Source organism: Crossiella sp. CA198, assembly GCF_052078295.1.
Classification (GTDB): domain Bacteria; phylum Actinomycetota; class Actinomycetes; order Mycobacteriales; family Pseudonocardiaceae; genus Crossiella.
In genome coordinates this window covers 164,459-176,594 of sequence record NZ_JBQJIM010000003.1, presented here as the reverse complement: position 1 = coordinate 176,594, position 12,136 = coordinate 164,459, and the positions used below count along the sequence as shown (strand labels likewise).

General features: G+C 69.7%; 13 protein-coding genes. All 13 read left to right on the top strand.

Going from position 1 to position 12,136, the window contains the following annotated elements:
- The first annotated feature begins 12 nt into the window (after positions 1-12).
- The 13 genes from ACTOWY_RS05810 to ACTOWY_RS05750 all read left to right on the top strand — a co-directional run bounded on the left by ACTOWY_RS05810 (position 13) and on the right by ACTOWY_RS05750 (position 12,125).
- Entirely contained in the window at positions 13-234 is a 222-nt protein-coding gene (locus tag ACTOWY_RS05810) for a hypothetical protein (protein WP_441308562.1), read from the top strand.
- Complete coding sequence (locus ACTOWY_RS05805; protein WP_441308561.1) at positions 231-1,655, top strand: hypothetical protein; 1,425 nt, start codon at positions 231-233, stop codon at positions 1,653-1,655. Before ACTOWY_RS05810 ends, ACTOWY_RS05805 begins: the two co-directional genes overlap by 4 nt.
- A 29-nt stretch (positions 1,656-1,684) precedes the next feature.
- On the top strand, positions 1,685-2,071 hold the full coding sequence (locus ACTOWY_RS05800) for a hypothetical protein (RefSeq protein ID WP_247762705.1): 387 nt from the start codon (positions 1,685-1,687) through the stop codon (positions 2,069-2,071).
- The gene (locus tag ACTOWY_RS05795) at positions 2,068-4,866 is read left to right on the top strand and encodes a phage major capsid protein (protein WP_441308560.1); all 2,799 of its coding nucleotides are present in this window, start codon (positions 2,068-2,070) and stop codon (positions 4,864-4,866) included. The genes ACTOWY_RS05800 and ACTOWY_RS05795 overlap by 4 nt, the downstream gene beginning before the upstream one ends.
- Before the next feature lie 95 nt (positions 4,867-4,961).
- Positions 4,962-5,369: a hypothetical protein gene (locus tag ACTOWY_RS05790; RefSeq protein WP_441308559.1), complete on the top strand. Its 408-nt coding sequence runs from the start codon at positions 4,962-4,964 to the stop codon at positions 5,367-5,369.
- A gap of 1 nt (position 5,370) precedes the next feature.
- On the top strand, positions 5,371-5,655 hold the full coding sequence (locus tag ACTOWY_RS05785) for a hypothetical protein (protein WP_441308558.1): 285 nt from the start codon (positions 5,371-5,373) through the stop codon (positions 5,653-5,655).
- 7 nt (positions 5,656-5,662) lie between these two features.
- Positions 5,663-6,634 carry a hypothetical protein gene (locus ACTOWY_RS05780; protein ID WP_441308557.1) on the top strand — a complete coding sequence of 324 codons (972 nt, stop codon included), beginning with the start codon at positions 5,663-5,665 and terminating at the stop codon, positions 6,632-6,634.
- Positions 6,634-7,077 (top strand): hypothetical protein, encoded by a 444-nt coding sequence (locus tag ACTOWY_RS05775; protein ID WP_441308556.1) that lies wholly within the window; start codon positions 6,634-6,636, stop codon positions 7,075-7,077. The genes ACTOWY_RS05780 and ACTOWY_RS05775 overlap by 1 nt, the downstream gene beginning before the upstream one ends.
- Positions 7,078-7,154: 77 nt before the next feature.
- Positions 7,155-7,337 (top strand): hypothetical protein, encoded by a 183-nt coding sequence (locus ACTOWY_RS05770; protein WP_441308555.1) that lies wholly within the window; start codon positions 7,155-7,157, stop codon positions 7,335-7,337.
- 1 nt (position 7,338) lies between these two features.
- Entirely contained in the window at positions 7,339-8,352 is a 1,014-nt protein-coding gene (locus ACTOWY_RS05765) for a phage tail tube protein (RefSeq protein ID WP_441308554.1), read from the top strand.
- 16 nt (positions 8,353-8,368) lie between these two features.
- On the top strand, positions 8,369-8,938 hold the full coding sequence (locus ACTOWY_RS05760; protein WP_441308553.1) for a hypothetical protein: 570 nt from the start codon (positions 8,369-8,371) through the stop codon (positions 8,936-8,938).
- Positions 8,939-8,960: 22 nt separating this feature from the next.
- The gene (locus ACTOWY_RS05755) at positions 8,961-9,314 is read left to right on the top strand and encodes a hypothetical protein (protein ID WP_441308552.1); all 354 of its coding nucleotides are present in this window, start codon (positions 8,961-8,963) and stop codon (positions 9,312-9,314) included.
- Between the two features lie 177 nt (positions 9,315-9,491).
- Complete coding sequence (locus ACTOWY_RS05750; RefSeq protein ID WP_441308551.1) at positions 9,492-12,125, top strand: hypothetical protein; 2,634 nt, start codon at positions 9,492-9,494, stop codon at positions 12,123-12,125.
- Positions 12,126-12,136: the final 11 nt, after the last annotated feature.

Sequence of the window (12,136 nt, the reverse complement as noted above, 5' to 3'; positions counted from 1 at the left end):
GGAGGACAGGCGGTGCTGCTGTCCAACGTGCTCGGCGTGGCCGGGCTGACCGGCCTGGTGCTGGCGGTGTTCATGCTGACCGGCTCGCCGTGGTGGACGCTGCTGCTGGCCAGCCTGCTGCTGCTGTCCGTGGCCTACGCGATCTACACCCACACCCCACCCGCCGCCCCCGCGCCGAACACACCGCCCGCGGCCGCGGCCGCGGCGCCCGAACCCAGGCGAGGTGGCGTGTGAAGAGTTGGCTGTTCCCGTCCCGGGCGACCGAGGCGACCCTGGCGCAGGTGGTGGCCACCGGCGCGGCCGGCGGCGCCTGGGGCACCGACCCCCTCGACGAGGACCGCGGCTGGAAGCCCGCCGGGTCGGGCCGCCGTGAGGTTCCGCCCTGGACCCAGGAGAAGTCGCGGATCTACTCGGTGGCGGCCTACCGCGCCAACCCCATGGCCAGGGCCATCATCGACACCTACACCTCCTTCTGCGTCGGGGATTCCGGTGTGTCCACTGTGGCCACCAACGCCGAGGTCGGCCAGGTGGTCGCGGAGTTCTGGAACGACCCGCGCAACCGGCTCGGTGACCGGCAGGAGGCGATGCTGCGGGATCAGCTACTCACCGGCGAGACGCTGCTGGAGATGCTGACCGGCAAGGTCAGCGGGGTGACCCGCTTCTCGCCGGTGGACACCACCGCGGTCACCGATGTGTTGCTGGAGAAGGGAAATCCGCTGTGGCCCCGCGCGGTCGTCATCGGTGCGGGCGAGGACCGGCGCGAACTCACCGTCGCCCAGGTCGACGACAGCACCGGCCTGCGTACCGGCGAGGCGATGTGGTGGACCCCGTTCAAGGCGTTGATGTCCGACCGGCGCGGCCAGCCGTTCCTGGAACCGGTGCTGGACTGGCTGGACTCCTACGACACCGTGCTGTCCAACCTGATCGACCGCACCGCGCTGGCCCGCTACCTGGTCTGGGACGTCACCGTCGACGGCGGCCAGGAGGAGATCGACGCGTTCGTGCGCGCCCGCGGCGGGCTGCACGTGCCGCGCTCCGGCGGGGTCGAGGTCCACAACGCCGCGGTGAAGTGGGAAGCCAAGAACGTCCAGACCGGGGCGTATGAGGACTCCGCGGCCGCCAAGGCGGTGTTGACCCTGGTCGCCGGTGGTACCGGGCTGGCCAAGACGTGGCTGGCCGAACCCGAGGACGCCAACCGGGCGACCTCGCTGACGATGGCCGAGCCGGTGCGCCGCCGGGTCGCCGGGGTGCAGAAGGTGTGGCTGGGCAACCAGACCGAGATGACGCGCTACGCCGTCGACAAGGCCGTGGCCGCCCGCCGTCTGCCGGAGACGGTGACCGCGACCGACCCGAAATCCGGGACCACCTACGACATCCCGGCCTGCCAGTCGGTGATGGTCACCGGCCCCGAGGTCGCCGCCGCCGACGCCCAGATCACCGCCCAGGTCCTGCTCAACCTGTCCACCGGCCTGGAAAAGCTCGTCGCCACCGGCGCCCTGAGCACCGAGGCCGCGCAGATGGCCGCCCGCCGCGCCTGGGAGGACTACGTCGGGGTGCCCTATCACCACGACCTCGACAGCCCCGAGGCCGACCGGGACGACATCGCCACCCACATCGACGACACCGCGTCCGCGCCGCTGCGCGCGGTGACCTGATCCGTACCACCGCCCCGGAGGGCTCTGTCATGACGCAGTACCACGAGTTGGCCGCCCACATCCTCGGCATGAAGGTCAGCGAGATCACCGACGTGCAGCGCACCGCCAGCGGTCAGGTGGTCACCACCCACGACGGCCAGCGCACCCTGATCACCCCCGAGGGCCAGGCCGTGCCGCTGACCGGAGGCGAGTTGCTCGGCGAGCACAGCGAACCCGTTCCGCCGGCCGAGACCGACCCGGCTGCCGACGGCGAGGAGGTCGACGAGGACCCGGTTCCCGAAGGCACCGCCGAAGAAGTCCTGGCCTGGGTCGGAGAGGACACCGAGCGCGCCCGCCTGGCCCTGGAGCACGAGCAGGCCCGGGAGCGTCCGCGCGTGACGCTGTCCAAGGAACTGGAGAGGCTGGCGACCCCGTGACCGAGCAGAGGCACGGCTGGGTCACCCCGCGCCCGGACGGGACCCGGGAGAACTGCGGCGGGCCGGGCCGCTGCGCCCCGTGCAGCCACGAGTCCCTGCAGGCCGGATTCCGCGGCGAGCTGTCCCACCTGACCCAGCCCACACCCGAGCAGCTCACCTGCCCCAGCTGCGGTACCCGGTTCACCCCGGACCGCCTGGCGCGAGCCACCGAAGCCGAGGACGGCGACAAGCCCTACGGCGAGGTCGAGTACGCCGACCCGGGCTACCAGGCCGACGGCAAGAAGCGGTACCCGATCGACACCGCCAAGCACGTCAAGGCCGCCTGGTCCTACATCTCCCGGCCCGCCAACGCCGCGAAGTACAAGAAGGGCGACCTCAACCGGATCCGCGCCCGGATCAAGCGCGCCGCGCGCGGCTTCAAGATCCAGCTCGCCGAGGCCGCGGCCGAAGCGCTGATCAACGGCCAGCTTTCCTACAGCGACGTTCAGGAACTGCTCGGTGCCGCCTTGCGCGAACGCGCCCAGGCGGCCGTGGGCGGGTACTGCTGGGTGTGGGTGGTCGACCTGACCGGCACCGAGGTCGTCTACCAGTCCGATGACACCGGCCTGTACCAGTGCTCCTACACCCTGAGCACCGGCCCGGACGGCAAGACCACGGTCACCCTGGGCGAGTCCGTCGAGGTCGCGCGCACCTACGCCCCCCTGTCCGCTTCGGACACCGAGACCGAGGCGGTCACCGAGGCGGTCACCGAGGAACGCGCCCACATCCTGGGCCGCGTCATCGAGTCCAAGGGCAACACCGCCGGCGGCGGGCGGATCTTCCGGGTCCGGGTCATCGCCTACGGCGACAGCAAGAACGGCCGCCGCTACCCCGAGTCGGTATTGCGCGAGGCGGTGGCGCTCTACGAAGGCGCCGGGGCCTATGACCACCACCGCGACGACGCCGAGCTGCGGACCTCCACCATCGCCGGACTGGTCGGGCACTACCGCAGCGTCGAGGCCACCGCCGACGGCCTCGAAGCCGACCTGCACCTGCTGCCCTCCGCGGCCCACGCCGCCGAGGCCCTCGATGCCAGCCTGGCCGCGCAGGCCGAAGGCCTGGCCCCGGTCGTGGGGATCTCCCACGACGTGATGGCCGAGTGGCGGCCGCTGCAGATCGGCGGCCGCCGCATCCAGGAAGCCACCGCGATCCGCAAGGTCAACTCGGTGGACATCGTCGCCAGCCCCGCCGCCGGCGGCCAGGCCACCCGCGCGGTGGCCGGCGGCATCGACCCCGACCCGGCAGGCACCCCGCCAGCCGGAGACAGCACGGAGGAGGACAGCGTGACCACCACCGAGAGCGTGCTCGCCGCTCTGACCAACGCCACGGACGAGCAGCTCGCCGCGGCTGGTCTGCGCAAGGCGACCGACACCGCCCCCGCCACCGAGGCCACGAAGGCCCCGGCAGCACCGGCGCCCGAGCCGGACGGGGAACTGAAGACCAGCTTCCTCGGCCGGTTGCTGATCCGCTCCAAGGTCATCGACGCCGGCATGCCGGAAAGCGCGGTGGAGTCGGTGGCCGAGGCCCTGCCCGAGCGCGTCACCGAGTCCGCAGTGGACACCCACATCGCCGCGATCAAGACCAGCCTGGGCCTGATCGAACGTGCCGGGCTGACCCCGCAGCACGCCGGGGCGGCCACGGTCACCCAGGAGTCCCTGGACAAGAAGGTCGCCGCGCTGGATGCCTTCTTCGCCGCCGACTACCGCAAGGGCTACCGCAGCTTCCGGGAAGCCTTCATCGACATCACCGGGCGCAGGCCCAAGGGCTTCGATGAGGACTTCAACCGCACCATGTTGAAGGAGTCGATGTGCGCGGGCGGGTTCGAGTCCGCCCGCCGATCCACCGAGTCGCTGACCACCTCCAGCTGGGATGCCATCCTCGGCGACAGCATCACCCGCCGCATGGGCGCCGAGTACGGCCGGCCGAACCTGCAGACCTGGCAGCTCATCGTCTCCAGCATCGTGCCGGTCAACGACTTCCGTACCCAGCGCATCGACCGGCTCGGCGGCTACGGGGTCCTGCCCGCGGTCAACCAGGGCGCCCCGTATCAGCCGTTGACCTCGCCCGGGGATGAGGAAGCCACCTACGCGATCACCAAGCGCGGCGGCACCGAAGACCTGACCCTGGAAATGCTGGCCAACGACGACATCCGCTCCATCCAGCGCATCCCGATCAAGCTGGGCCTGGCCGCGGCACAGACCTTGTATCGCTACGTCTGGGACATCCTGGTCACCAACGCCGCCACCACCTACGACGCGACCGCGCTGTTCCACGCCAACCACGGCAACACCGACAACCCCGCGGTGCTGGGCCAGTCCACACTGGCCACCGGCCGCCGCAAGATGCGCCAGCAGGCCGCCTACGGCGACTCCTCCGACGTGCTCTCCATCATCCCGCGCACGCTGATCGTGCCCAGCGCGCTGGAGGAGATCGGCTACCAGCTGGTCACCAGCGCGGTGGCGATCCCGTCCACCCCGGCCGGACCGTCGGACACCCCGAACCTGCACCAGGGCATGCAGATGGTCGTCATCGACTATTACGCCGACACCAACGACTGGTTCCTGGCAGCCGATACGGGCGAGTGCCCCACCATCGAGATGGGCTTCTATCAGGGCAAGCAAGAGCCCGAGCTGTTCACCCAGAGCGATCCGCAGATGGGCTCGATGTTCGACGCCGACAAGATCACGTGGAAGCTGCGGCACATCTACTCCGGCGCGGTCCTGGACCACCGCGGGTTCTACCGCGGCGCCAACTGACCCACCCCCCACAAGTCCGTGCTCCGCCCCATCCGGTTGCGGGCGGGGCGGAGCACGGACACCCCCAGAACCGTTGTCGTGCAAGGAGAAGGACTATGCCGCAGCTTAAGGAAATCCGGGGCGACCAGTGGTTCCGGATCAGCGTCGCCGGTGCCGGAGTCGCTTCGACTCCGGCGGAGTTCCCCGGGTTTGTCGTCCCGTTCAACGCCAAGGTCACCTCCGCCAAGTGGGTGCCCGAGTCCTCCATCACCGCCAACGGCACCAACTACTTCACGTTGACTCTGCGCAACCGCACCACCGGCGCGGGCGCCGCGCTCCCGGCCAGCCGCTCCTACATCGCCACCAACTCCACCGCGCTTGCACCGGAGGCCATGACCCTCTCGGGCACCGCGGCTGACCTCAACGTCGCCGAGGGCGATCACCTCAGCGTGGAGAAGCTGGTCACCGGCACCGGTCTGGCCATGCCGGCCGGGGTGGTCATGGTCGCCCTGCAGGTGCGCTGAGATGGCCAACCGTCCCCCCGCCTCGGCGGCCCCGGTGACCGCCTCCGCGCTGGTGTTCACCGGCGCGGCGGTCTACAAGGGAGTGTCCGTGCGGGAGACCGCCGGGGCGGTGGCCTCGGTGCGCATCTTCGACGGCACCACGGCCGCGGGCACCCTCCTCGCGGTGATCTCCCTGCCCGCCAACGGCTCCTTCGCCGAGAACCTGCCCGACGGGGTGCGGGCCACGACCGGGATCTACTTCTCGGTGGTGGCCGGGGCGGTCGAGGGTTCGGTCAGGGTGGGGTGATGCAGCCATGCCCACGCTGACCCGTGTTGCCCGCACCAGCGCGGCCACCCTGGACCATGTTTTCCTGGTGGGCGAGACGGCCACGGACTCCACCACCACGGTGACCGTGGCCGTCACCGACGCCAACGGCGCCGCGGTCATCTCCGGCAACGCCAGCTCGGCCGGCGTCGGCACCGGCCGCTACACCTTCGCGCTGCCCGGCCAGGCCCTGCTGGGGCTGCTGACGGTGACCTGGTCGGCGACCATCGCCGCCACCGCGGTGACCGAGGTCGACCAGGTGGAGATCGTCGGCGGGTTCCTGTTCACCCTGGTCGAGGGCCGTGGCTCGGATGAGTCGCTGACCTCGACCGCGAAGTACTCCACAGCGAAGCTGGTCGAGGCGCGGCTGGAGGTCGAGCAGGAGTGCGAAGAGATTTGCGACCGGGCCTTCGTGCCGCGCTACCGCCGTGCCCTGCTGGATGGCACCGGCTCCTCCGAGCTGGTGTTGCCCACCAGCGACGTGCGTTCGATTCGCGCGGTGCGTATGGCGCCCCGGGCGGGCGGGACGTTCACCGCGTTCACCGCCTCCGAGCTGGCCGCGCTCGTCGCTACTGAGGCCCAGGTGCTGCGCCGGGTGGACAGCAACCTGTTCACCGAGGGCCTGGCCAACGTCATCGTGGAGTACGAGCACGGCTGGGACGCGCCACCGGCGGACCTGAAAAAGGCTGCGCTGCAACGCCTTCGCAGTCGATTGAACTTGACGCGCACCAACATTCCCGACCGCGCCGCCAGCTTCGTCAGCAGTGAGGGCGGCACCTACCGGCTGACCCTGCCGGCCAAATATCAGACTGGGCTGCCGGAGGTCGACGCGATCTACGCCCGCTACTCCCGGCGTGCGACCACTGAGGACGGGGACGGCGGCACCAGCGGCGGCCCGGCCTCGCGGACGCTGGACTTCGATCCGCAGTACTACTCCCTCTACCACGGCGGGAGGCGCTGATGCCCGGCACCAACGCGGTAGTGATCAAGAAAGCCCTGGTCACCCTGCTCGCCGCGGCACCGTCGCTGGCCACGGTGCAGGTGGCCTACCAGTGGCCGGGCCGGATCACCGAGCGCGAACTCATCCACCTCGGCCGGGTGCGTGCCAGCCAGGAGTACGCGGCGTTCAAGGCCACGGGCAGGATCCCGCGGCACGAAACGCTCATGGTCTCCGTGCACATCATCGTCACCCTGCCCGGCGGGAGCGTGGAGGAGACCGACGAACGCGCCACCGCCCTCGGTTTGGTTCTGGAAGAACTCGTCGCGGGGGATGCCAACCTGACCGACCCGGCGGGCCTGCTCTACGGAGGGGTGGACTCGGTGGAGCTGGACTACGAACTCACCGATGACGGCGCCACCAGCGTGCTGACCTACGAACTGAAGTTCGAGTCGCGCCTGACCTGATTGTTCCCAACCCTTTCAGCGCTGGACCGGATCGCACCCGGCGCGCTGCCGCACGCCCTGGAGGCACCGTGCCCCGAATGCGCAGCCCCTACGACGAACCACGCCACATCCCGTGGTTGGGCCGCGACGTCGCCCCCGACGAAGTGACCGAGGTCCCGGCCGCCTGCGTCGAGAACTTCCTGGCCGCGGGGTGGACCGAGGCCGACAAGCCCACGGCGGCGCGCAAGACGGCCGCTGTCGAGACTGTGAAGGAGGGCTGAGATGGGGATCGGATCCGGTCTGGGCAGCAGCCTGGGCGCCCGCGCCGAAAGCACCTACGGCACCTACGTGGCACCCAACTTGCGCTGGTATGAGTGCAACAGCGTCAAGCTCGGCAAGACCAAGAACGTCGTGATGAGCAAGGCCCTGGCTGCCGGGCGCACGGTGTCGCCGGCCAGCCGCCGCGCGGTCACCACCAAGGCCGGTGGCGGCTCCTTCGAGATGGAGATCGCGCGCAAGGGCGGGCTGGGGCTGCTGCTCAACACCCTGATCGGCGGCACGGTCACACCAGCGCAGCAGGCCGCTACCGCCGCCTACCTCCAGACCCACGCGCTCACCGCCACACAGGACCCCTTCGGTAAGAGCCTGACCCTCCAGCTCGGCACCCCGGATGCCGGGGGCACGGCCCGCCCGTTCACCTTCCTCGGCTCGAAGTTGACCTCGGCGGAGTTCTCCTGCGGGATCGATGAGTACCTGATGGGCGCCTTCGAGATCGACTCCCGCGATGTCACCGAAGCTGAAACCCTTGTCGCACCGAGCTATCTCACCGCGGTGAAGGCGTGGCACTTCGGCCTGGGCACGATCAAGGTCGGTGCCACCGTCGGCGCGGCGGCCGCGGTCGACGGCGTGCGCAAGATGAGTTTGAAGATCGATAGGAAGCAGGACACCGAGCGCCAGTACTTCGGCGGTGGCGGATTGAAGGACGAGCCGATCCTCAACGATCACACCGAAATCTCCGGCACGATCGAGGCCGACCTGATCACCAAGGCCGACTTCGCCGACCGGTTCCGGGATGACACCCAGTTCGCGTTGGTCTGGGAGTTCGTCGGCGACGTCATCGAAACCAGCTACAGCGAAACGCTGCGCTTCACCTTGCCCGCCTGCTTCCTCGACGATGCCGCGCCCACCCCGGAAGGCCCCGGGATCGTGAAGATGCCGCTCAAATTTACGACGCTCAACGACGGCACGAACGCCCCGGCCACCATCGAGATCATCAGCGTGGACACCGCGCTGTGAGAACGGGGGCCGTGCGATGATCGACATGCGTGTGTTCGGCGCCGACCGGTTCAAAGTCGTGGCCGCCAAGTTGAAGAAGGCCGGCCACAACGACATCTACCGGAGCCTGGCCAAGGCAATCCGGGTCTCCACCAAGCCCGCGGTCGATGACGTGAAGCGAGCTGTGGAGACCCTGCAGATCGACGGGGAGGGTTCCGGTGGCCGCGGCGGCGGTGCCCGTGCCCGCGCCGGACACGCACTGTCCAAACGCAAGCGGCTCACCGACGCCGCCCGCGCCAAGGCCCAGGCGGGCAGTGGCCTGCGGGCCTCCGTCAGCCGCGCGATCCGCACCCACATCCGCGCCAGCGGCCGCCCTACCGCCGCGGTGCGGATCAAGGTGGAGCGGAACTTGCTGCCGCCGGATCAGCGGAAGTTGCCCGGCCACATGGAAAAAGGCAGCTGGAGGCATCCGGTGTTCGGCAACCAGGAGAACTGGGTCGGCCAGACCTCCACGCCGGGCTGGTTCAAGGGGACGCTGCGCCGCCATGGCCCCGGCATCCACCGCGAGATCGACCGCCAGGTCACCGCCGCCATCAAATCCATCTAGGGCAAGGAGAGAGGGGGTCGCCATGGCCATGCTCAAGTACACCTTCGACGACACCGCCAACCCCGAACTGGCCGGCAAGAGCGTCTTGCTCGACACCGAGGAGCTGCGCCTGGAGGAAGCTGAGGACCTGGAGAAGGTCACCGGCAAGCCCGTCAACGCGGTGTTCAAGGAGTTCCAGCAGGACCGCGCTTCCGGCATCCGGGCGTTCGTGTGGCTGGCCACGCGCCGCAACGGCTACAACATCAAGTACAGCGAGCTGTCCTTCAACATCGTCAAGACCATCATGACGATCCTCCCGGAAGCCGAGGAGGACGAGGCGGCGCCCGTCGACCCTTTGGACCACCCCGAGACCGACCCAGTCTCAGCGCCGACATAGACCGCTACGAACCGCTGTTCCGGCACCTGTTCCACCTCACCCCCACCCAGACCCGCCGGCTCTCCTACGCCGCGTGGCTGCGGCACCGGCAGTTCGCCGAAGCCTGGCGCAACCAGTTCACCGCACCAGAACAACCCCCGGATTCCTAGACACACCAACCAGATCCGGGGGTGAGTCGTGACTGATCTCGTCTTCACCATCCTGGGCATCGACCGGGGCAGCCCAGCGTTTGAGCGGGTCGCCAAGTCCGTGGACCGCGCCGCGGAGCGGCTGGCCAATCTCGGGTCGGTCAGCATCAAGGCCCTGGGTGGGGTCGCGGCCGCGGGCACGGCGTCCTCGGTGCTCATCGGCGGGGCCATGGCCGGCACCTCGCTGGCGTTCCTGGGCATGGCCGTGGCCGCGCAGGCCAGCAACGAACGCGTACGGTCCAGCTTCGCCGAACTCGGCGGCGGGGTGCGCACCGAGATCACCGCCATGACCTCCCACATCGCCCCCGAGCTGGAGGCGGTGGCCGGGAAGCTGACCACGACTTTCGGTCAGCTCAAGCCGTTGTTGCAGACCGCGTTCAACGCCGCCGGGCCCCAGCTGCAAACCCTGACCGACGGGGTGAGCGCGTTCGCCCTCAACGCCATGCCCGGCATGGTCCGCAGCGTCCAGCGCGCCGGACCGGTATTCGAGGGCCTGCGGGATCTGCTCGCCGACGTCGGCTCCGGGGTGTCGGGTTTCCTGGATGAGCTGTCGAAGGGCTCGACCGGCGCCGGAACTGTCCTGAGTGGACTCGGCGGGCTGCTGCGCAGCATCCTCCCGGCCGCCGGGGCGCTGATCCGCCAGCTCTCCGACGCCGCGTCCGGCAGCTTCGGCGCCATCAGCGGTGCCGTGCTGGGCGCGGTCCAGGTTTTCGGGCAGCTCTCCGGCGGGGCGCTGCCGGTGCTGTCCGTGGCGCTGACCGCGGCGGCCAGCGTCCTGGAGGGCATCACCTCGGTGCTGTCCCCCTTCGCCGGGATCCTCGGCGCGGTCACCGGCGCGATCCTGGCCGGCGCGGCAGCCTGGAAAATCTGGACCGCCGCCTCCGCCGGGATCGAAACCCTCGTGGGCGGGATCGACCGCGTGCGCACGAAGATGGCCGCGGCCACCACCGGTGCCAGCGGCTTCTTCGGCCGGTTGCGCGGTGTGGCCGGGATGCTGGGCGGCCCGCTGGGGCTGGCCATCACCGGCGTCACGGTGGGCCTGGGGCTGCTCGGCGGCGCCCAGGAGTCCAGCGCCGAAGCCGCCAGCCGGCACGCCTCCTTCACCCAGACACTCTCCGCCGCTCTGCGGGAGTCCGGCGGAGTGATCGATGCCAACGTCCGCAAGCAGGTCGCCGGCAACGAGGGCACCACCGAGGCGATCAAGAACGCCCGTGAGTTCGGGATCGCCAGCGGCCAGGTAGTGGACGCGGTAACCGGGCAGGGCACCGCCCTGGAAGACCTGCGCCGCAAGCTGGAAGGCATCGCCAATGCCAACAAGCTGATCGGCAAGGACGCCGAGACCGGCCTCGATGTGTGGATGGGCGGCTACAACAAGACCGGTGAGGCGGCCAACGCCCTGGCCGCCGAACTGGGCACGCTGGCCGGTAAGACCAAAGAGCAGCTGGCGGCCGAGAAGGAGTACGCGGCCGCGACCCAGACCGTGGGCCGGTCCCTGCTGGAGTCCAGTGGCGCGGGCAAACAGTTCGGCGCGGCGATCAAGACCCTCTCCGATGCCATGGCCACTGGTGATGAGAAAGCCAGGGCGCTGGTGGACGCGCTGAACGCGTTGTCGGGGACGGACATCTCCCTGGAGCAGAGCACCGCCAAGATCCACGACGGCCTGGCCAAGCTCGGCGACATGTTCGACAAGAGCGTGGTGAAGTCCGACGGGTGGGGCAAGTCGCTGATCACCCAGGACGGGCACGTCAACACCGCCACCAAGAACGGCCGGGGCCTCCTGGACGTCATGACCGGGCTGCGCGATTCCACCGCCGAGGCCGCGCAGAAAACCTATGATCTGGCCATCGCGCAGGGGGACTCGATCCCGGTCGCGATGGACAAGGCGACCAAGGTGGTGCAGACCAGCCGCGACGGCATTCTCAAACATGCCAAGGCATTGGGCCTGAACAAGGACGAAGCCAAGTTGCTGGCCGACCAGTACGACATCTACCCCGAGCTGATCGCGACCTTGATCAAGCAGCCGGGCATGCCGGAAGCCCAGCGCGAGCTGACGGTGCTGGGCGCGCTACTCAAGGGCATCCCGCCGGACAAGCCGGTGCGGATCAAGAGCTTGTCCGAAGAGGCGCAGCGGATGGTCGAGCATTTCGGCGGCACGGTGGAACGCCTCAAGGACGGCGATGTGCTCGTCACCGCGAACACCCGGCCCGCGCTCAACGCGATCAGCAACATCCCGCGCTCCTTGCAGGGCACCATCCACTACTACGCCTCCGTGCACGCCGGGGCGCTCAAGTCCGGCAACGGCATCGCGGGGGGCCGGGCCGCCGGTGGCCCGGTCAAGGCCGGCCAGGTGTACATGGTCGGTGAGCAGGGTGTGGAGCTATTCCGCCCTGATCAGAACGGCACGATCATCCCCAACGACGCCACCGAGCGCGTCCTGGGTGGCCGTGCCCCCACCCAGGTGCTTGTGCCCGCCCCTCGCACCCCGTCCGGCACTGGCGCGATGACGGTGACCATCAACATCCACGGCGCCACCGACGCCAGGGCCGTCGCCGAGGAGATCCGGCGCTCGCTGCTGCAGCTGCGCCGCGAACTCGGCGGTGCCGGCCTGGGCTTCGACGACTAGCGGGGAGGTGA